At 58.0% G+C, this 20,999-nt stretch carries 15 protein-coding genes; 4 read left to right on the top strand and 11 right to left on the bottom strand.

What is annotated here, in order from left to right; all coding sequences use genetic code 11:
* Positions 1–98 precede the first annotated feature (98 nt).
* From BLT77_RS15615 to fabB, 3 genes are all read right to left on the bottom strand, one after another.
* On the bottom strand, positions 99–1,115 hold the full coding sequence (locus BLT77_RS15615; protein WP_090367127.1) for an aspartate-semialdehyde dehydrogenase: 1,017 nt from the start codon (positions 1,113–1,115) through the stop codon (positions 99–101).
* A gap of 3 nt (positions 1,116–1,118) precedes the next feature.
* The gene (locus BLT77_RS15610) at positions 1,119–2,246 is read right to left on the bottom strand and encodes a 4-phosphoerythronate dehydrogenase (protein ID WP_090367125.1); all 1,128 of its coding nucleotides are present in this window, start codon (positions 2,244–2,246) and stop codon (positions 1,119–1,121) included.
* Positions 2,247–2,343: 97 nt separating this feature from the next.
* Entirely contained in the window at positions 2,344–3,558 is a 1,215-nt protein-coding gene (fabB, locus tag BLT77_RS15605) for a beta-ketoacyl-ACP synthase I (protein ID WP_090367123.1), read from the bottom strand.
* Positions 3,559–3,683: 125 nt separating this feature from the next.
* Between fabB and mnmC the strand changes: the two genes are divergently transcribed.
* On the top strand, positions 3,684–5,639 hold the full coding sequence (gene mnmC / locus BLT77_RS15600) for a bifunctional tRNA (5-methylaminomethyl-2-thiouridine)(34)-methyltransferase MnmC2/FAD-dependent 5-carboxymethylaminomethyl-2-thiouridine(34) oxidoreductase MnmC1 (protein WP_176819339.1): 1,956 nt from the start codon (positions 3,684–3,686) through the stop codon (positions 5,637–5,639).
* 26 nt (positions 5,640–5,665) lie between these two features.
* Here mnmC and BLT77_RS15595 read toward each other — a convergent pair whose 3' ends face one another.
* Genes BLT77_RS15595 through prmB form a run of 7 tightly spaced genes read right to left on the bottom strand, consistent with a single transcriptional unit; the run spans position 5,666 to position 12,047 of the window.
* The gene (locus BLT77_RS15595) at positions 5,666–5,944 is read right to left on the bottom strand and encodes a YfcL family protein (protein ID WP_090367119.1); all 279 of its coding nucleotides are present in this window, start codon (positions 5,942–5,944) and stop codon (positions 5,666–5,668) included.
* Between the two features lie 10 nt (positions 5,945–5,954).
* A complete protein-coding gene (locus tag BLT77_RS15590; protein ID WP_090367117.1) occupies positions 5,955–7,067 on the bottom strand; it encodes an ATP-NAD kinase family protein in 1,113 nt (370 codons plus the stop codon).
* Between the two features lie 7 nt (positions 7,068–7,074).
* Entirely contained in the window at positions 7,075–7,602 is a 528-nt protein-coding gene (locus tag BLT77_RS15585) for an elongation factor P hydroxylase (protein ID WP_090367115.1), read from the bottom strand.
* Positions 7,592–8,770, bottom strand: a complete 1,179-nt coding sequence (locus BLT77_RS20515; protein ID WP_090367113.1) for an MFS transporter — start codon at positions 8,768–8,770, stop codon at positions 7,592–7,594. The genes BLT77_RS15585 and BLT77_RS20515 overlap by 11 nt, the downstream gene beginning before the upstream one ends.
* A 28-nt stretch (positions 8,771–8,798) precedes the next feature.
* Complete coding sequence (locus BLT77_RS15575) at positions 8,799–10,001, bottom strand: MFS transporter (RefSeq protein ID WP_090367111.1); 1,203 nt, start codon at positions 9,999–10,001, stop codon at positions 8,799–8,801.
* The gene (gene aroC, locus BLT77_RS15570) at positions 9,998–11,098 is read right to left on the bottom strand and encodes a chorismate synthase (protein WP_090367109.1); all 1,101 of its coding nucleotides are present in this window, start codon (positions 11,096–11,098) and stop codon (positions 9,998–10,000) included. The genes BLT77_RS15575 and aroC overlap by 4 nt, the downstream gene beginning before the upstream one ends.
* A gap of 28 nt (positions 11,099–11,126) precedes the next feature.
* Entirely contained in the window at positions 11,127–12,047 is a 921-nt protein-coding gene (gene prmB, locus BLT77_RS15565; protein WP_090367107.1) for a 50S ribosomal protein L3 N(5)-glutamine methyltransferase, read from the bottom strand.
* A gap of 121 nt (positions 12,048–12,168) precedes the next feature.
* Here prmB and smrB point away from each other — a divergent pair, with 121 nt between their 5' ends.
* Positions 12,169–12,696, top strand: coding sequence for an endonuclease SmrB (gene smrB / locus BLT77_RS15560; protein WP_090367234.1), 528 nt, complete (start codon positions 12,169–12,171; stop codon positions 12,694–12,696).
* On the opposite strand, the gene sixA is transcribed toward smrB, so the two are convergent.
* Positions 12,670–13,146: a phosphohistidine phosphatase SixA gene (sixA, locus tag BLT77_RS15555; RefSeq protein ID WP_090367106.1), complete on the bottom strand. Its 477-nt coding sequence runs from the start codon at positions 13,144–13,146 to the stop codon at positions 12,670–12,672. The two genes, smrB and sixA, sit on opposite strands and share 27 nt — an antisense overlap.
* A 336-nt stretch (positions 13,147–13,482) precedes the next feature.
* Here sixA and BLT77_RS15550 point away from each other — a divergent pair, with 336 nt between their 5' ends.
* Positions 13,483–16,266 (top strand): insulinase family protein, encoded by a 2,784-nt coding sequence (locus tag BLT77_RS15550; protein ID WP_090367104.1) that lies wholly within the window; start codon positions 13,483–13,485, stop codon positions 16,264–16,266.
* 155 nt (positions 16,267–16,421) lie between these two features.
* Positions 16,422–20,726, top strand: a complete 4,305-nt coding sequence (locus BLT77_RS15545; RefSeq protein WP_090367102.1) for an EAL domain-containing protein — start codon at positions 16,422–16,424, stop codon at positions 20,724–20,726.
* Positions 20,727–20,999: the final 273 nt, after the last annotated feature.

Here is a 20,999-nt window from a genome sequence, read left to right as displayed (position 1 = left end):
CGCTACCCGAAGTGATCAAGGCCTCGCCCCCTGACATCGCCCATAGCAAACAGCCGCCCCGAATTCGGGGCGGCTGCTGCAGGAATTACCCCTGGTAGTTACAGATAATCCCTGATCAGAGTTTCGGCAATCTGCACCGCATTGAGGGCCGCGCCTTTGCGAATGTTGTCTGCGACCACCCACAGGTTAAGGCCACAGGGGTGGCTGATATCCTGGCGCACCCGGCCAACGAAGACCTCATCCTGGCCAGTGGCGTTCCCCACCTGAGTGGGGTAGTCCTGATCTTCCTCCATCAGCACCAGTCCGGGCGCCTGGCTAAGCAGTGCCTTCACCTCCTCCACAGAGGTAGGCTGACGGGTTTCCAGGTGAATCGCTTCACCGTGACCATGGAATACCGGTACCCGCACCGCCGTAGCGTTCACCGCGATGCTGGCGTCACCGAAAATCTTCTGGGTTTCCCAGACCATTTTCATCTCTTCCTTGGTGTAACCGTTATCCATGAAATCATCGATCTTCGGCAGCACATTGAAGGCGATCTGATTGTCGAACACCTCGTTTTTCGCCGGTAGGCCATTCAACAACTGAGCACACTGCTTGGCCAGCTCCTCGATGGCACGGCGACCGGCACCGGATACCGACTGGTAGGTGGCCACATTTATCCGGTCGATGCCGTACTGCTGGTGAATCGGGTGCAGGGCCATCAACATCTGGATGGTGGAGCAGTTCGGGTTGGCAATGATGTTGCGATTACGAAACTCCGCCAGCGCATGGGCGTTGATCTCCGGCACCACCAGTGGCACGTCCGGCTCATTGCGGAAGTGAGAGGTGTTGTCGATGACCACGCAGCCGGCGTCGGCCGCCAACGGGGCATACTGGGCCGACACCTCGCCGCCGGCAGAGAAAAAGGCCAGCTCCACCTGACTCCAGTCAAACTCCGCTACATCGGTAACCGTCAGGCTTTTTCCTTTAAACGCCAGAGTCTTGCCGGCACTGTTGGCACTGGCCAGCAGATGCAGCTCGGCAATGGGAAACTCCCGCTCTTCCAGAATCTGGATCAGGGCTTCACCGACGGCGCCGGTGGCGCCCAAAATTGCGACATTAAATGCCTGTGCCATGGATTATCTCTCTTTATTAAAACCGAGTTCAGACCACAGGTCCGGGGCCGCCTGCCCCGAGTGACCCACGGTTAAGGATAGAAATTCTCTGCGATTGAGGTGGGCTTTTCGCTGCCGGTCAAAACCACCGGGTTGCGCCAGCCACTGCCGGAAGCGGCGATCTTCGCTGTCGATGTCGTACACCAGACGGGCAACGCGGGCCAACAGGGACTGATTCACAGCGGCACTTACCCGCACCGAGGCAATCTCGGCTTCCGGTACAAACCGGGAAAACTCCGCCACCGGTCCCAGCCCCAACTGCTTCGCCAGCACCTCAAGCAACATCCAGTTGCCCCGCAGTTTGGCTTCGACGCTGTATCCGGCGATGTGCGGCGTGGCAATCTCGGAGACCTCGACCAGCTCCGCCATCGGCGACGGCTCCCCCTCCCACACATCCAGAATCAACTTGAGGTCCGGCCGCGCTTGTTTCAGCGCCAGCAAGGCCCGGTTATCCACCACCTCACCCCGGCAGGCATTCACCAGCCAGGCATCAGGCTTGAGCCCGTTCAGGCGGGTCTCATCCAGCAGGTGCCAGGTGGGATGCGCGCCGTCACGAACCAGTGGCACATGACAGCTGACGATGTCAGCCGCTGCCAACACGGCGTCCAGTGACTCAAACTGACGGGGGTCTCCGGCCGCCTGCAGAGGTGGATCACACAGCAGCACCTGCATCCCCAACGCCTGCGCACGCCGCGCCGTGGCAGAACCGGTATTGCCGGCGCCGATTACCGCCAGAGTTTTCCCCTCAAGGGACACCGACAGACGCTGGGCCAGGGTCAGCAGCGCCGTGAGCACATACTCACCCACCGCCTCGGCATTGCAGCCGGGGGCATTGCTCCAGGGGATCTCTCTGGCCGCCAACGCCGCGACGTCGATGTGGTCAAATCCGATGGTGGCGGTACCGACAAACTTCAGCTTCTCCGCCGCATCAATCAACGCCTGATTGACCTGGGTGACACTACGTACCAGCAGGACATCAGCATCGCGCACCTGCTCCGGGCCGATCCCACGGCCGGGATAACAACGAATCTCTGCCAAATGGCCAAACATGGCATCCAGCGCCGGCATATTCTCATCAGCAACGATAATCATCGGGGTAGGGGGAGTTGCGGTAACAGGAGGGGGAGTGTAACAAAAGCAGAGCCGGGACGCAGTATCCCGGCTCTGGAGTTTACAGGGTTATGGACGCTTAACCCTGGTACTTACGCATGATCAGCGTGGCGTTGGTGCCACCAAAGCCAAAGCTGTTGCTCATGACGGTGTTCAGCTCGCGCTCCTGAGTCTCGGTGACGATGTTCAGGCCTTTAGCATCGTCATCAAGGTTGTCGACGTTGATGCTGGGCGCCACAAAGCCGTTCTCCATCATCAGCAGGCTGTAGATGGCTTCATGCACACCGGCGGCTCCCAAAGCATGGCCGGTCATCGCCTTAGTGGCACTGATGGCCGGGCTCTTGTTACCGAACACCTCCTGAATGGCACCCAGTTCACGGGTATCGCCGACCGGCGTACTGGTACCATGAGTATTGATGTAGTCGATGTCGCCACCGGCCTGCTCCAGCGCCAGCTTCATGCAACGCACTGCACCTTCACCGCTGGGGGCAACCATATCGTAGCCATCGGAGTTGGCACCGTAACCCACGATCTCGGCGTAGATCTTGGCGCCACGGGCCAGAGCGTGTTCCAGCTCTTCCACCACCACCATGCCGCCGCCGCCGGAGATTACAAAACCATCTCGATCGGCATCGTAGGTGCGGGACGCCTTGGTGGGATCATCGTTGTACTTGGTGGACAGCGCGCCCATGCCATCAAAGCCCATCGCCAGAGTCCAGTGCAGCTCCTCGGAGCCACCGGCAAACACGATGTCCTGCTTACCCAGCTGAATCTGCTCAACGGCATGGCCAATACAGTGGGCACTGGTGGCACAAGCGGAGCTGATTGAGTAGTTGATGCCCTTGATCTTAAAGGGGGTCGCCAGACAGGCAGAGGCGGTAGAAGACATGATCCGTGGCACCAGATAAGGGCCCACACGGCGCACGCCTTTGCTACGCAAGGTATCGGCTGCCTGCACCTGGTTCAGGGAGGACGCACCGCCACACCCGGCAACAATGCCGGTGCGCAGGTTGCTGACCTGGTCTTCTGGAAGATCGGCGTCTTTAATCGCCTCTTCCATTGCGATATAGGCGTAAGCCGCCGCATCACCCATAAAGCGCAACTTCTTGCGATCGATGTGCTCAGCCGGGTCGATCTTCAGATCGCCCCAGACGCGACTACGAAGCCCCAGCTCTTCAAACTGATCTGAATAGCTCAGGCCACTTTTGCCGGCCTTCAGGGCTGCCGTTACTTCTTCGGCGTTATTGCCAATACTGGAAACAATACCCAGTCCGGTAATTACAGCTCGCTTCATCATTTTTTCCTGTGTATGAAGATCCGTTAAACTGACGCCATCTTAGCCTGTTTTGTTTGCGAAACTGGTCGGCTTTCCCTTTACAGCGTTACAATGGCGACAAAAGAGCGACAGTGAGACCCAGCGTGACTCCCATCCTTCCCGCCAAACTGGATTGGCGCGATTCCGACACTCCGGTATCGGTCGACTACGACGATGTGTACTTCTCCACCGTAGACGGCATCGACGAAACTCAGTATGTGTTCTTGAAACATAACGGGTTTCCAGAAAGATTTATAGCCCACCCCCACTCAACTCTGGTGGTGGCGGAAACCGGCTTTGGTACCGGACTGAACCTGTGCCTGCTGTGGCAGGCGTTTCGTCAGTTCCGCCAGGATCATCCTGACGCCCGCTGTCAGCGGCTGCATTTTGTCAGCATGGAAAAACACCCTGTCAGCGACGCCGACCTGCGCCGGGCCCACAGATACTGGCCACAACTGAGCCACCAGACCCGGCAACTGCAGCAGGCCTACCCCGCCCCGATAGGCGGCTGCCACCGCATGGAGTTTGACCAGGGTGAAGTGGTGGTGGATCTGTGGCTGGGTGACGTCAACGAAATTCTACCCACCATGGTATCCGACGACAGCGGCCTGTTCGATGTCTGGTTCCTCGATGGTTTCACGCCGAGCAAAAATCCCACCATGTGGCAGCCTGAACTCTACACCCAGATGGCCAGGCTGAGCCGCAACCAGGCCACCTACGCCACCTTTACCGCAGCCGGGCACGTTCGCCGCGGACTGGAGCACGCCGGTTTTTCCGTCACCAAGGATCACGGCTACGGCGTCAAACGGGAGATGATCAGCGGCCGGTTACTGGACGCCAAACCGATCGCCGAAACCGTCACCGAGGTGGCGATCGTCGGTGCCGGCGTGGCGGCGGCGCACCTGGCCCTCAGCCTGGTACAGAGGGGCATACGGGTCACCCTGTACAGCCAGGGACAGGCCAGTGCCGATGGCGCCTCGGGCAATCGTCAGGGGGCCATCTACCCGTTGATGAACCTGGCCGAAGATGGACTGAGCCAGCTGTACCAACAGGGCTTCCTGCTCAGCCGTCAGCGCCTCAACCGCGCCGTGGCCGCCGGGCACGCCATCGACCACGACTGGTGCGGCGTGGTCCAGTTAAGCCAGAACGACAAAGATCAGACCAAGTTGGCTAAGGTGGCCGCGGCGGGGTTCCCGCCGGAGTTGGTGCATGGCATCGACCGCCAACAGGCCAGCCACATCGCCGACTTGCCGCTGGATCGGGGCGGATTGTTCTTCCCCTTCGGCGGCTGGGTGGCACCAAATCAGCTGATTCCGGCCCTGCTGCAGCAGGCCGGCGAGCTGGGACAACTGCAATGCTACTATGACCACCAACTGACGTCGCTGACGGCCAGCGACAACGGCTGGCAACTGGATTTTCAGCACGGTCGCCAGGCCCGCCATGCCCAGGTGGTGGTCGCCATGGGGCACCAGAGCCACCTGCTGGCACAGACTGAGCCCCTGCCCATCCAGGCGGTTCGGGGCCAGATTAGCGCTCCCAACACCACCCCGACGTTGAATCGCCTGAAAACGGTGCTGTGTGCCGATGGATACCTGATCCCGCAGCTGGACGGGCGCCTGACCAGCGGCGCCAGTTTCGTGAAACGCAGCAGCGATGCCCGTTGGCAGCAGCAGGATGTGACGGAGATTCGCCAGCGAATGCACACCAGCTTTGGCCAGTGTGGCTGGGTCGAGGAGTTGACCTTTGACGACAGTGGCCGTGCCGCCGTTCGCGGTTCGGTGCGGGATCACTTTCCTTTGGCCGGGCCGGTACCTGACTGGCCGAAAATCATCGACCAGCAGTCCCAGCTGCGGGGGCAGCCTCTGCCTACCCTACCGGGATTGCACCTGCTGGCCGGACTGGGTTCGCGAGGCCTGTGCAGTGCCGCGCTAATGGCCGAATCCGTCGTCTCAAGCCTGTGCGCCGAACCCAGGCCTGTCGACCAGGCACTGCTTGCGCGGATTGTACCGGACCGCTTCTGGCTGCGGCGACTGAAAAAAGGCCACCGGGTGCCAGAATAAAAAAAGGAGGCGCCGGCCTCCTTTTTTCAGTTTACGAGTTGCTGCAACCGATGCAGCAGCTGAAGCCAGGCCTGGCGCACCAGGTTCAGATCGTCCGGTGCCAATTCACTGCTGGCGGCGCTGATGCGCTTATCCATGTCTTCGGACAACAGGCTCAGCAGGTGCGGCTGCTGTTCATCCAGCTCATTGAGGCTCAGCGCCAGATGCCCCTGCAGGTAGCCGCTGGCAAACACCTGGTCGTCCGTGCCCTGCTCGACCATTTCGGTCATCCACTGGTCGGCCTGTTGTTCTAACCTGTCTAACATTCACCCTATCCTACGTTAACCGGTACAGTACTTCATCGTGAAAGCCGGTGATGATGGGATACCACCCGGCCAGCTGAGCATCCAGCTCAGGGTCGCCAGTATCTGCGATCATCGGCCTTCCCTCAAGTGCTTTCAGCTTCGACTTGGTGGCCAGAATAAGGATATTGTCGCCACCGATGGCACGAATCACCTCGGGGCTGAGTTGCTGGTTGCCCCGGCCAAACAGATGGCCCTGGCCCCCTATCAGGGTGACCACCAACCGGGAGGGCACTTCAGTAACCAACTCAAGTAGCTGAGCGGCCGTCAAATCCCGCCCCACAACCTGGCCGTCGCGCACTACATCGACCCCGAGCAGGGTGTTGTCCAGCCCCTGCATCGCCATGGCGGCGGCCACGGTGGACCCGGAGCCCATCACAAACTGGCCCCCCTCTTCCATGCGCTCCTGCAGATCGGCGCAGATGTCATCGAGCACCAGTTCGTCCACCTCGACACCGCCCATTTTCACCGCCTGGACAAACTGCAGCGCTTCGGGAATCCGCATCTCACCATAGTGACGGGCCTGCACCCGCCCCTGACGAAACGCCGCTTCATCGATATCACGCACCTCGGCCATCATGGTGCTCACCAGCTCGCCACGGGCCATCATGGCCACCACCTCGCCGCTGGCTTTGGGGGTGATACCGTAGACACCGGAGTGAATCTTCACCCCCGCCGGCACGCCCAGCACCGGCTGCCGCTCCCCCACCACCGAACAGATGTCCCGGGCGGTACCGTCGCCACCGGCAAACAGCAGCAGGTCGACGCCATGCTCCACCAGCGCCCGGGCGGCAGCTTGAGTATCGGTGGCATCGCTGTCACCGGTACTGTGATACAGGCAGTGATGGTCAATCCCCAGCCCGGTCAGCAGATCGGCCCCCATGGCGCCGCCGGCGCTGAACCAGTCGATGAGCGGCCACTGTGATTGGCAAGCACTCAACGCAGTGGCCATCCGCTGCTGGGCCTTAGGTTCAGCGCCCAGCGCCAGCGCCTGTTGGGCCACGTTGTCACTGCCTTTCAGGGCGACACTGCCCCCCAGGCCGGCCAGGGGGTTGATAATGACCCCAAGTCGAAATGGTCGGTTCATCCTTGCCTCAAAACTCAAACTGCTGTGATGTCAGTACCGGTGTGCGGTAGTGACGACGAACGTCCTCGATCAACGCCGCGGCCCTGGGGGGAAACCCCTGGACCAGATAGCAGCGCACCTGCGCCTGCACCCTAAGCTGGAAGGCCCGGCGATCCACCTCTATGCCCCCCAGGTTGTCGACACTGACATTGAACGGCATCGCCGCGGCCTGATGCAGGGCCCACTCGATCGCCTGAGGCTTCACCTCCACCCGCTCAAACTCCGCCTGTTGTTGCGCATCACGGCCATCGGGGTGATACCAGTAGCCGTAATCCAGCCGTTGTCGGCGCGCTTTCCCCGCCAGGGTCCAGTGTGCCAGCTCATGGAGGGCACTTGAGAAGAAACCATGAGCAAAGTAGATGCGATGGAAAGGACACTGCGCATCGGCGGGCAGGTAGAGGGGTTCACTCCCCAGATCGATAAGCCGGGTGCGAAACTGTTTACCCAGGCCTCGATTAAACAGCCGAATCAGGGCCTGATTCTGATTAATGGTCACCTCGCGATTCCATCCTCTTGTTGTCGTGCAATCCCTTAAACCCCAGCGCAACCAGCAGAGCCACCGTTGCCAGGCCCATGGCCAGCCACCAGATCTGCTCCGGGTGGCGCTGCCACAGCTGGCCGCTGAAATAGACCCCCAAAGCACTGCCACCGCTGAACGACAGGCTGCGATAGAGCGCCTGCACCCGCCCCTGAATACCGGGGCGGAACTCATGGTGAATAAACTGCATGGCACAGACATGGGCCAGGGAAAAGCTGGCCGCATGCAGCAGGTTGGCGGGTAATTGGCCCCAGGGAGAGGTCATCTCGGCGGTCAGGTACCAGCGCACCAACGCCAGCATACCACAGGCGATCATCAGCCACTCCAGTGACACCCGCCTGAGCAGCCTTGGTGTCAGGGCGAACAGCGCCACCTCCGCGACCACCCCGGAAGCCACCAGCACACCCGCCACCCCTTCGCTGATCCCCAGCGATTGCAGGTAGAGTACATAGAACCCGAAAAAGGCGCCGTGGCTGGCATTAAGGCAGAAGGCAAACAGCACAAAAGTGCCGACCCTAAGCCAGTTAATACCGCTCCAGCTTTCGGCCAGGACTCGGTGAGAGGCCTCCTCAACGCACCTGAGCGGCAGGGAAAAGACCAGCATCACCAGCAGAAGTCCACACCCGACCCAGGGCATCAGGACGACACTCCAGCGCTCGAACAGCCAGCCCGCCAGCACCACCATCACCAGAAAACCCACACTTCCCCAGGTCCTAATCCGGCTGTAACGCTCAACATGGGGGCGAAGGGCACTGAGGGTCAACACCTCCAGCTGGGCCAGGATGCCGCTCCAGCTGAAACCAAACAACAGCAGGGCGGCAGCGGTGGGCCAGAACCCTTCGGCGAGAAGCAGGCCGGCAACCCCCAGCAGTGACAACGCCACCCCCAACTTGGTCATCAGGGTGCGTCGACCGTATCGATCGGCCAGTGAGGCCCACCAATAAGGGGCAATCATGGCGATAGCCATCTGCGCCGCCATCAGGGTGCCGATATCGGGAGCGGAGAAACCTCTGAGCTTCAGAAATACCGCCATAAAGGGCACAGTAAGCGCCTGCATGGCAAAATAAAACAGGTAGTTGGCCGCCAGGAGTCGGCGCTGGGGCTGCCAAAATCCGTCGTTCGTCATTCTTTAAGCCACACAGCCCAAGCAGAGACTAAGCTGCGGGCTCCGCGCAGGGTTGCGGGTCATGGTCTTGGCCATCGGCAATCCTTTTGTTGTAACCCAGGCTTCGTGACAACAGCGCCATCAGCAGCGACAGCATCGACAGTGCCATGGCCAGTTGCCACACCCGCTCCGGATGCTGTTGCCACAGGTGCCCACTGAGGTAGATGCCCAGCGCACCACCGCCGCTAAAGGCCAGGCTGCCGTACAGCGCCTGCATCCGCCCCTGGATGCCCGGTTTAAACTCATGGTGAATAAATTGCATGGCGCAGGCATGCGCCAGGGCAAAGCTGGCGGCGTGCAGCAATTGCGCTGGCAACTGACCGGCGACGGTGGTCATCTGTGCCGTCAGATACCAGCGCAGCAGGGCCAGGGCCCCACAAAGGATCATCAGACGATCCAGAGCGATGCGGCGCAGCAGCCTGGGCATCAGGGCAAACAACCCCACTTCCGCCATCACCCCACACGCCAGCAGTACCCCGGCCATCGATTCGCTGATCCCCAGGGTCTGAAGATACAGCACGTAGAAGCCGTAGTAGCCACCGTGGCTGGCGTTGAGGCTAAAGGCAAAGGCCAGGTACAGCCCGACTCTGGACCAGTGAATGCCGGACCAGTCCGCCGACTGACGCTGCGGCGGTTCGGCCGCACCGCGCAGGGCCAGGGTAAAGCCGATCATCGCCGCCAGCAGTGCCACCCCCAACCACGGCAGCAAGCCCGCATCCCAACGTTCAAACGCCCAGCCGGCGGCAATCACCATCAGCAGATAGCCGACACTGCCCCAGCTGCGAATCTTGCTGTAGAGTTCGGTTCGGGGTTTCAAAGAGCTGAGGGTCAGCACCTCCAGCTGAGCCAGAATGCCACTCCAGCTGAAGCTGAATGCCATCAGGGCCGCCGCCGTCTCCCAGAAGCCCTGGGCGATAAACAGCCCGGCAAAGCCAGCCAAAGCCAGTGTGACGCCCAACTTGGCCACCGAAGCCCGGCGACCACTGTAGTCTGCCAGCGACGCCCACAGGTAGGGAGAGACCATGGCGGTGGTCATCTGTGCCGCCATCAGGGTGCCAATCTCTGGCGCCGAGAAGCCCCTAAGATCCAGATAGATGCCCATGAAGGGCACAGTCAGCCCCTGCATGGCGAAATAAAACAGGTAGTTAGCAGCCAACAGCTGTCGCTGTGGCTGCCAGAAGTTCAGCGTCATTGGTCGTTCATTGAGAGAGTCGGAGTGGACACGGTCACCGCCCCATTCTGGCCGCGTTGGCGCAGGGCGTGATCCATCAGGGTGATCGCCATCATCGCCTCGGCGATGGGCACGGCACGAATGCCGACGCAGGGATCATGGCGCCCCTTGGTCACCATCTCGGTGGCCTTGCCGTCGACGTCGATGCTGTTGCCCGGCACCATGATCGATGACGTCGGCTTCAGAGCCAGGTGGGCGATCACCGGCTGGCCGCTGCTGATCCCCCCCAGTACGCCACCGGCATGGTTACTGGCAAAGCCGTCCGGCGTCATCTCGTCCCGGTGCTCGCTGCCCTGCTGCTCAACCACGTCAAAGCCATCGCCGATGGCAACCGCTTTGACCGCATTGATGCTCATCAGGCTATGGGCCAGATCCGCATCTAGCCGGTCAAACACCGGCTCACCGAGTCCGACCGGCACGCCGGTGGCCACCACGGTCACCTTGGCACCGATGGAGTCACCCCGCTTCTTCAGGTCCCGCATATACTGATCCAGCTCATCCAGCTTGGTCACATCCGGGAAGAAGAACGGGTTGTTTTCCACCTCAGTCAGGTCGACCTGCTGCGCCTTAATCGGACCAAGCTGCGACAGATAAGCCCGAACCTCGATGCCGTACGCCTGGGCCAGATACTTTTTGGCAATGGCGCCGGCGGCAACCCGCATGGCAGTTTCCCGGGCCGAACTTCGGCCCCCGCCGCGATAATCGCGAACGCCGTACTTGTGGTGGTAGGTGTAATCCGCATGCCCCGGACGAAACACCTGGGAGATGGCCGAATAATCTTTGCTGCGCTGGTCGGTGTTTTCAATAACCAGACCGATGGGGGTGCCCGTGGTCTTGCCTTCAAACACGCCGGACTGAATCTTAACCTCGTCGGCTTCCCGGCGAGCGGTGGTATAGCGGGAGCTGCCCGGGCGACGGCGATCCAGATCCAGTTGCAGATCCGCTTCGCTCAGCTCAATTCCCGGAGGGCAGCCATCGACAATGGCCCCCAACGCCAACCCATGACTTTCACCATAGGTGGTTACGGTAAACAGTTTTCCTATTGTATTGCCAGCCATCGCGTTGGGGCTCTCCCTTTGTCATTAATTAAAAGCTGTTCTGGTGCTCCAGCAGTTGTTCCCGGGTCAGGGCAAATACGCCGTCGCCGCCATTTTCAAACTCGAGCCAGGTAAAGGGCACGCTGCTCATCTCTTGTGCCAACGCCACCCAGGAGTTGCCTACCTCAACAATCAACACGCCGTTTTCATTCAGATGATCGGCCGCTTCCCGCAGGATTCGACGGGTCAAATCCAGACCATCGACGCCGGACGCCAGGCCCAACTCCGGCTCATGGTGAAACTCCTCGGGCAGATCCGACATGTCATCGCTGTCCACATAGGGTGGATTGGATACAATAAGGTCATACTTCTGACCTGGCAAGGCATCGAAACAGTCGGACTGAATCGGGAAAACGCTGTGCAGGGCACCATGGCGTTCAATATTGATCTGCGCCACATCCAGGGCGTCTGCGCTGATGTCGACCGCGTCCACTTCGGCTTCCGGGAAAGCATAGGCACAGGCGATGGCGATGCAGCCCGAGCCGGTGCACATATCCAGAATCCGGTTAACCGGCTTGTTGTACATCCAGGGGGTGAACTGCTTATCGATCAGCTCGGCAATGGGAGAGCGCGGTACCAGCACCCGCTCATCACAGTAAAATTCCAGGCCGGCAAACCAGGCGCTGTTGGTCAGGTAGGGCACCGGGGTACGCTCATGAACACGACGAATCACCATTTCGGCGATTTTCTGTTTTTCACTGCTGGTCAGGCGGGCCCGGCGAACTTCGTGGCCCAACTCCAGTGGCAGGTGCAGGGCATGCAACACCAGCGCCACCGCTTCATCCCAGGGGTTGTCGGTCCCATGACCATAATAGATGCCGGCATCATTGAAGCGGCTGACCGACCAACGCAACATGTCTTCGATGGTATGCAGCTCGGTGACCGCTTCATCAATAAAAATTTTATCCACCAGAAAAATCCTGTCTGTCTCTACTGCGCCACATTGTAAACCCAATCGTGTTAAAGATCTGATCTATCTGTTCTCCGGCCTGCATCGCTTTTGCGGCGACGATTGGGTTAAAATGCCGCCCATGAGTAAAGACAATCAAAACGGTTCGTTTGCCGAGATGATGTCGGGGGTCAAACCCCTGAGTCAGGACAAACACCATCACCCCAAAGCCGCCCCGAAACGCATTCAGGTGGAAGAGAAGCAACAGCGGCAACTTGCCGACAGCTACTTTTCTGATGAGTTCCAACCCGCCATGCCCGATAGCGGCCCCGTCCGCTACCTGCGCCAGGGCGAAGACCCGTTCGAGCTGAAAAAATTGAGGCGGGGCGACTACACCCCGGATCTGATGCTGGATCTGCACGGCTACCGGACCCAGGAAGCCCGGTTTGAGTTGATCGCCCTGATTGAGGAGTGCAAAAAACACCACGTCCACTGCGCCTGCATCATGCATGGCATTGGCAGCGGCGTGCTCAAGCAACAGATCCCTAGTTGGCTGGCCCAGCACCCGCAGGTAATCGGCTATCACCAGGCACCGCTGGAGTGGGGAGGCAACGGCGCTTTACTGGTGCTGGTGGATGTCGGCTCAGAGGACGGCGGGCACCGTCGGTGAATGCAATGACAGCACACGCGCACTGCCGTCATTGACCTCCAACGAGGCAACGGCGGCAGTGGCAAACAGCGGCGGCTCAACCCCGGCAACGAACTCCCGCAACAAATAGGCCAGCAGTGGCATATGAGCCACCACCAGTACCGCATCGGTGGTGCTGAGCGCCGCGTGCGCGACAATCACATCATGACACACACCGGGATCGGCGTTGGGCACCAGTTCATCCAGCGTAATGACTTCAGCATCCTGCGGCAGCGATGCCTGCAAACAGCGCCAACTCTGCTGGGCACGCACATAGGGGCTGACCAGCACCAACCGGCAGCCACCGAACTCCTGGGCCAAACGGGCCCCCATGTGCAGGACCTCTCTCTGACCGAGGTCGGTCAGATTCCGCTGACTGTCTACCGTTGCGTCAAATCCGGCTTCACCATGACGCATCAAATAAAAACGCATGCTAACCCCAAAAAATCATCCATCCCATCGGCCTAACCCGGCTTTTTTGCCTTGCCGGAACGACCCGGTTCAACTGGCTCGAAGCTGGCATTGTATAGAAAGCCCGCAGCAAAGTTAACCACCGGCAGACGAGGCCGGCAATCGAAAAAAGACATCCCGTAACAAAGTGATATCTTTTGGTTTTCACCGTGAAAAAGGTATAAGCTAACAAAAATCATACGTACGCAGCCAGCTTTAACTAGGCTTATAACTACCACAAAAAGAACCTTGATTGCCCAACGTTGTCTCCGGCGCAATACCCAAAGCTCGGCCGTACGCCTATAGGATTCAACATTGATGCCAGAACTGATCGTCAGCCCCAACGATAACAAAAAATACGCTCAGGTCACGTTAGACAATGGCCTAAGGGCCTTACTGATTGCCGATTCCACGGCCACCAAATCCGCCGCCGCCCTGGCCGTCAATGTCGGCCATTTTGATGATCCCGACGACCGGGAGGGGATGGCGCACTTTCTTGAGCACATGCTGTTTCTCGGCACCGAAAAATTTCCCCACCCGGGAGAATACCAGCAGTTCATCAGCCAACACGGGGGCAACCACAACGCCTGGACCGGGCCTGAGTTCACCAGCTACTTTTTCGACATCAACCATGACCACTTTCAAGAGGGGTTATTGCGTTTCAGCCAGTTCTTCACGGCACCGCTGTTCGATGCCCACCTGGCGGACAAAGAGCGCCAATCGGTTGACTCAGAGTTTAAGATGAAACTGCGGGATGACGTGCGCCGCCTGTATCAGGTGCATAAACAGACCGTCAACCCGGCCCACCCCTTCAGTAAGTTCTCCGTTGGCAACCTGGAAACCCTGGCGGATCGCAACCAGCGTCCGGTCCGTGAGGAGTTACTGGAGTTCTACCACACCCAGTACTCTGCCAACCTGATGACCCTGGTGTTAGTGAGCGATGCCAGCCTCGAACAGATGCAGCAATGGCTGCAACACTATTTCTCCGCCATCGTTAACCGTGACATCCACAAATGCTACCCGGATATACCGCTGTACACCGACAAAGAGATGAATATCGAGGTACAGGCCACACCACTGAAAGCCCAACGGCGGCTCACGGTCACCTTTCCGCTACCCGGCGTGGACCAATGGTATCACCTCAAACCCCTGACCTTTTTGGCCCACATGCTGGGTTACGAAGGCCGGGGCAGCCTGCTGTCCCTGCTGAAGCGACAGGGGCTGGCGACCAACCTGTCTGCCGGCGGTGGCATCAACGGCTATAACTTTAAAGACTTCAACATCAGCTTTCAGCTGACCGAAAAAGGGATTACCGAGCAGGACACCATTATCGGCCTGATGTTTCAGTTCATTGGGGTAGTGCGTCAACAGTGCCTCGAGGACTGGCGCTACGACGAACGCAAAACCCTGCTGGATCTGGCATTCAAGTACCAGGAAGCCAATAAGCCCCTGGATCTGGCCAGCCACCTGGCGATTAACCTGCAACACTACCCCGCCGAGGACGTGATCTTTGGCGACTACCGCATGGATACCCTGGATCATACACTGACCGCCTCGCTGCTGGATAAGATGGTGCCGGAGCAGCTGAGGATTCAATTGGTTTTGCCGGATCTCGATACCGACAGGCACGCCAAGTGGTACAACACTCCCTATCGCATCGTACCGATCACCGAGGCACGCCGGCAGCGGTGGGCCAACGTGCCCCGCTCCCATGAGCTAGAACTGCCCGGCCCCAACCCCTACATTCTGAACAACATACAGCCTCGCCAGGACACCCAGCCGAGCCGAGGCCCCCAAGTGGTCTTTAATCAGCAGGGGTTTCGTCTCTGGCATTACAAAGACAGTGAATTCAAGGTTCCAAAGGGCCATCTGTTTATCGCCCTGGACAGTGAGCAGGCCCACCGCACCACCCGGGCGGCAGCCCTGACCCGGCTTTACATCGCCATGTTACTGGACGACCTCAGTGAACGAACCTATCCGGCGGAGATCGCCGGCATGTCTTATAACATCTATCCGCATCAGGGCGGACTGACCCTGCACCTGACCGGCTTTACCGGAAAGCAGCAGGCACTGCTAACCCTGCTGCTGACCCAGGCGAGAAAGCGGAATTTCCTGCCCCGACGCTTCAATGACACCAAGGCCAGGCTGATGCGCAACTGGCAGGCAGTTCGCAACGCCCGCCCCATATCAAAGCTTTTTAACAGCCTCACCGCCACCCTGCAGCACCGCAGCTATGAACCCCTGCGGCTGGCGGCAGGGCTGGAAACCGTCACACTGGAGGAGTTACACGGCCACATCGGCAAGATCTATCAACAGATCAATGTGGAAGCCTTCGTCTACGGGGACTGGTTAAAACTGGAAGCCATCGCCCTGGCCCAGGATCTGAATCGGCAACTGGCGCTGGTCAGCCAACCCGGTGAAGAGGTCGCCAGGGAGTTGGTGCGCATCGAAAGCAAGGGCACCATCCTCAGGGAGTTACCCGCCGAGCATCAGGACAGTGCCATTCTGGTGTACTACCAATCCCGAAAGCACAGCACCGATAAAGCCGCCATGTTCAGCTTGCTTAACCATGCCATGTCATCGACCTTCTTCCATGAGCTTCGCACCAAGCAGCAACTGGGGTATATGGTTGGCACCAGTTACGTGCCGTTGAACCACTACCCGGGCCTGATGTTCTACATTCAAAGCCCGGTGGCCAGTCCGTTGAAACTGATCGAGGCCATCGATCAGTTCATTGCCGATTTCAGCTATGCCCTGATGCAGATTACCCATGAACAGTGGCAAGCCACCAAGCAGGGGCTGATTCAGCAGATCCTGGAGCCGGATGCCAACATCAATGCCCGAGCCCAGCGTCTGTGGACCAGCATCGGCAACCACGACTGCGACTTCAATCAACGGCAGAAGATCGCCGACAACATCGCCCAACTGGAACGGGCAGACATGATTCGCTTTATCGTCAACCGAATGAAGGCCAAAACCCCGGACAGGCTGATTCTCTTTAGCTGTGGCAACCAGCATCAGGATAACTCTCCCATTATCGGTTCAAGCAGCATCGAAGACCTGAATCAATTTAAATCGGAAGCCGGTCGCTTTTCTATGTAGTCCGCTCTGTGATGCCGCAGTAATTCAACGGCTTAACCACAGTATCTGCGGTTGCTGTCACCTTGTAACAGATGCTATTGTAAAATGGTTGCATACAGTGTTAGGCGGCCCAAAACGGGCCGTTTTCTATATCATAAAAACGTATAAATACAGATATGAAGCTAAAACTGGTCGTCACCCTTATCCTATCCCTTGCCCTGCTCCCCATGGCGGGTATGGCGGCCTCATTGCACCCCGTCACCAAACTCCAGCACCTGTCCATGGCGAAAGGGCTGAGTCAATCGGTAGTCACCGCCATCACCCAGGACAATCAGGGCATGATGTGGTTTGCCACCCTCGATGGCCTCAACCGCTTCGATGGCAATGAATTTAAGGTGTTTCGTCATGAGGAGGGCAACCCCAACAGCCTCAGTTCCAACACCATTCACGATCTGGTGTACGTCGCCAAACAGAACGCACTTTACATTGCCACCCAAACCGCCATCAGCCGCTATGACATCACCTCTCAGCAGTTTTCCACCATCTCTATTCCGTCGGGGCTGACCACCAACCACCTGACGTTACATAAAAACCACATCTGGTTCTCCAACACCCAAGGGCTATTTTCACTGAACATCCACTCCGGCACCATTGAGCAACTCGGCACCGGCGAAGCGATAAAGAAGGCCCTGCCCGGTAAAAAGATGAGTCTGGCCCTGACCGCCTCAGGCCAGGTAAAGTCGGTTCAGCCGGACGCCAGCAAGCCATGGATACCGCTGACGGATGAAACCCTGACCGTTATCGATATCGACCGCGCCATTAATGAGTGGTTCCTGCTGACTGCGAACCAGGTCTTCAGCCTGGGTCCCGACGGCGAGCTGCAGGAAATCCTGAGCGGCAACCAGTTTGAAAAGCTGGATTTCAACGAACGGGAAAGCATCTTACGAGTGGTCTCTAAAACCGGAATCGTTGCCGTCGACACCTCTGAGCACCCGTTTAAAATCCGACAGTTTCGAACCGAAGACAACAGCAAGCCCATCCTTAGCCTGTTTACCGACTCCGGTAACAACTTCTGGTTTGGCACCAACGGTAACGGCCTGTTCAGAAAAAGTAATCAACAGAAAGTCGTTGAGAAGTTTGCCAATGACACCGGCAATGACGTCTGGGGCGCCCATCAGTTTGGTAATGAGTTGGTGGTACTGGAAGATGAACCCGAAGTTCACTTCTATAACGATCAGTTTGAACAAACCCGCAGCCTCAACACCGCCATTGCCGGCCCCAAGACCGTGGCGACCTTTGGCGACAAACTGCTGATCAGTGGTCGTCAGACCCTGGTCATTGTCGATGCAGACTTCAACACCACGACCCTGAAACACGATGCCACCTTCAGCTGTATCATTCCCGATATCTATCAGGGCAAGGTTTATCTGGGTACCGTGGACCACGGCCTGATGATGCTCAACATCAACAAGCCGACCCCCTCCATTGCGCCAGCCCCGGTAGATGTGCAGTTTAAACACCCGATTCTCAATGGCGCGGTCACCAAAAGCAGTCTGGTGATCGGTACTCAAAACGGGGTCATTCAACTGGTAAAACTGGACGATGAACTGATTCGTAATGGTGAATTCCTCAAGGGCCGAATCATCTCCGGAACCAAAATCGCCAATGGCCAGATCTACGCCCAGGCGCTGGACACCGGCATGTTCGAGATCAAGAGCACTGGCCACATCGAGCAGTTCAGCAAGCTGAACAAGAGCGTGGCCTACTCCTTTGAAGTCACCCCGGAGCGAGTCATCAGTGCCACCTCCGGCGGTTTGGTGGTTGTCGATCGCAGCAGTGGCAAGACCGTCAACATCTACGACACCAAACTCGGAGCCCTGTCCGAATTCAACGGCATGGCAAGTGGCAAGTTCAATAACCAATTGCTCTTTGGCGGCAGCGGCGGGCTGAACCTGGTCTCAGACATCGACAAAACCCAGCAGCGTGGCACGGCCCCGGTGATTACCTCATTTCGCATCTTCAACCGTGAAGTACCAGTGGGTGAGAAGCTGAACAAAAACATCATGGTGGCCAAGTCCATTACCCTGAAAAGCAGTGATTACCCCTTCTCTTTCGGGTTTTCCTCCCCCTCTGAGGCACTGGATTACAGCATCTCCTACCTGTACCGGCTCCATGGCCTGGATGACAACTGGCTGGAAACTGCCAACAACTCCCGCATCGCCACCTACACCAACGTGCCCTATGGCGAATACCGGTTTGAGATAAAAAGCACCAATGGCCTCGGGCACGACAGTCCGGTTCGCAGCCTTGGGGTGACCATTCTTCCCCCTTGGTGGTTGTCGACCTCTGCCAAGGCGATTTACGCTATGCTGCTGATGGCCCTCATCTACCTGGCCTTCCGCTCCATTCAGCAACGCCGCCGGGTGCAGGCGCGCATCGCCCAGAGTGAAGAGCGCCTCAAACTGTCTCTATGGGGCAGCGGCGATGAGATGTGGGACTGGGACATCGACTCCGGACGGATATACCGTTCCAACATCTGGGGAACCCTGGACTTCCCCCAAGATGGTCAACGCAGCACCCCCACCGATAACGGCAACATCCATCCCAACGATCGGGAGCGTGTCCGCAATGCCCTCGAGGCCCACTTCCGGGGCGACATCGACCACTTTGAGGCAACCTACCGGGTTCGGGACAAACAGCACAACTGGATCTGGATCCTCGACCGGGCCAAAATCGTTGAACGGGACGGTGACGACCAGCCGTCCCGAATGACAGGTACCATTAAAGACATCAGTAAGATCAAAGAAGCGGAAGAGCGTCTGACCATCTTTGCCCGCGCGCTGACCAACATCTCCGAAGGGATGTTCATTCTGGATGCCGACTTCAACTACCTGGAACTGAACGACAGCGGCTGCCAGATTCTGGGCCACAAGCGCCGGGCACTGATCGGGACTCCCCTGTCCCTAGGGGATCTGGATACCGACTATTTTCAAGAGATCTCCAACATCGTCAAGATTCAGGGCAACTGGGCCAGCGAGCTGGAGCACCGCCGCCCGGATGGCCGTAAGATCCATCTGGATGTGGTGATCGATCTGATCAAAGCCGAAGACAACCACCCCAGCTATTTTGTGGGTATCCTCACCGACATTACCCACCGAAAACAGAACGAGGTAGAGCTGCGCCGGCTTACCAACAACGACGTGCTGACCGGACTGCCGAACCGCACCTACCTGCACATCAGCCTGGATGCCCGCATCAAACGCCAGAGCGAGCACTGCTTGTTTGTCTTTGACCTGGATAACTTTAAGCGCATCAATGAAACTCTGGGCCACGATGTGGGAGACAGCCTGCTGTGCCATGTGGCCAACCGGCTCAACAGCAAGCTGCCCAATGACTGCGAGCTCTACCGCCTCGGCGGCGACGAGTTTGCCATCATCGCCGACAGCACCTCTTCAGTAAAAAATGCCAGCAAAATTGCCAAGCGCATTCTGACTACCTTTGAGCAACCCTATCTGGTGGATGAGGAAGAGATCGTCGTTAAAGCCAGCATCGGCATTGTCAGCTACCCCGAAGACGACGTAGAGCCGCACGCCCTGCTGAGAAAAGCCGATCTGGCCATGTACCACGCTAAGAGTCAGGGTGGACAATGCTTCCAATTCTTCAACGACTTTATGAACCAGGACGCCATAAAGCGCTTCGAAGTGGAAAGCATGATTCGCCAGGCCCTGAAAGAGAATTGGTTCGAGCTGCACTATCAGCCCAAGATGGCCCTGACCTCCGACTCCATCTTTGGTATGGAAGCACTGGTCCGGATGAATCACCCCACCAAAGGGCTGTTGTTCCCCGACCAGTTTATCAGCCTGGCGGAGGAGACTGGCCTGATCATCGACATCGACAACTGGGTATTAAAGCAGGCCTGCCTCACCGCCGAACAATGGCGCAAAAAGGGACTTCTTAAGGGCAGGATCGCGGTTAACCTGTCCAGCCAGCAATTTAGCTCTCCGGGGCTGTGTAAGCGCATTCAGGTGATTTTGGATGAGACCGGCCTCCCTGCGCACAACCTGGAGCTGGAGATCACTGAGAGCACCGTCATCGATCGCCCCGAAGAGGCCATTCAGATTATGAAAGACCTCAATCGCATGCAGATCCACCTGGCCCTGGATGACTTCGGCACCGGATACTCTTCATTGTCCTACCTGAAGCGCTTTCCAATTCATACGTTAAAAATCGACAAATCCTTCATCGATGACATCGCCACCTCCGATCGCGATATGAAAATGGTCGATTCCATCATTACCATCGCCCACAACATGAACTTGCAAGTGGTGGCAGAAGGGATTGAAGAGCAATCGCAACTTACTGTTTTAAAGGCTCTTAAGTGTGAATTAATTCAAGGCTACCATTTCAGTAAACCGCTAAAAGAAAGTCATATAGAACAAAAGCTTAAAAATGAGAAATCCAAAATCTCCTTGAAAAGCTAGGAAATTTACGACAAAACAACATTGGCACAACCATTGCTAAACCCTTGCTGTCTATTTTTAACATTCAGCAAGGGCAACCACTATGACTACAGCAATGAAGCTTCTGTTATCCACCTTCGTTACTGCTACCTCTTTCTACGGTGTCGCATCCATCAGCCATACCCCTGATCAAGCCAACGCGCTGCAGCAGATCGCCGGAAGCGTGCCATGGATAAAGTTGTCCGAGCAAAACCAGCAGGTCGCGGGCAGCGTTCCCTGGATCAAGTTATCAGA

Origin of the sequence: Ferrimonas sediminum (genome assembly GCF_900100175.1) — a bacterium.
Taxonomy (GTDB): domain Bacteria; phylum Pseudomonadota; class Gammaproteobacteria; order Enterobacterales; family Shewanellaceae; genus Ferrimonas; species Ferrimonas sediminum.
Note: the sequence above shows the minus strand (reverse complement) of the source record. Positions and strands in the feature narration are given on the sequence as shown.

What these genes read in the sequence shown, in the direction of transcription:
- fabB (WP_090367123.1), bottom strand. Translation starts at nt 3,558, where the DNA reads ATGAAGCGAGCTGTAATTACCGGACTGGGTATTGTTTCCAGTATTGGC.
- BLT77_RS15545 (WP_090367102.1), top strand. Translation starts at nt 16,422, where the DNA reads ATGAAGCTAAAACTGGTCGTCACCCTTATCCTATCCCTTGCCCTGCTC.
- BLT77_RS20515 (WP_090367113.1), bottom strand. Translation starts at nt 8,770, where the DNA reads ATGACGAACGACGGATTTTGGCAGCCCCAGCGCCGACTCCTGGCGGCC.
- BLT77_RS15590 (WP_090367117.1), bottom strand. Translation starts at nt 7,067, where the DNA reads ATGAACCGACCATTTCGACTTGGGGTCATTATCAACCCCCTGGCCGGC.
- sixA (WP_090367106.1), bottom strand. Translation starts at nt 13,146, where the DNA reads ATGCGTTTTTATTTGATGCGTCATGGTGAAGCCGGATTTGACGCAACG.
- BLT77_RS15595 (WP_090367119.1), bottom strand. Translation starts at nt 5,944, where the DNA reads ATGTTAGACAGGTTAGAACAACAGGCCGACCAGTGGATGACCGAAATG.
- BLT77_RS15610 (WP_090367125.1), bottom strand. Translation starts at nt 2,246, where the DNA reads ATGATTATCGTTGCTGATGAGAATATGCCGGCGCTGGATGCCATGTTT.
- smrB (WP_090367234.1), top strand. Translation starts at nt 12,169, where the DNA reads ATGAGTAAAGACAATCAAAACGGTTCGTTTGCCGAGATGATGTCGGGG.
- BLT77_RS15575 (WP_090367111.1), bottom strand. Translation starts at nt 10,001, where the DNA reads ATGACGCTGAACTTCTGGCAGCCACAGCGACAGCTGTTGGCTGCTAAC.
- BLT77_RS15615 (WP_090367127.1), bottom strand. Translation starts at nt 1,115, where the DNA reads ATGGCACAGGCATTTAATGTCGCAATTTTGGGCGCCACCGGCGCCGTC.
- aroC (WP_090367109.1), bottom strand. Translation starts at nt 11,098, where the DNA reads ATGGCTGGCAATACAATAGGAAAACTGTTTACCGTAACCACCTATGGT.
- BLT77_RS15550 (WP_090367104.1), top strand. Translation starts at nt 13,483, where the DNA reads ATGCCAGAACTGATCGTCAGCCCCAACGATAACAAAAAATACGCTCAG.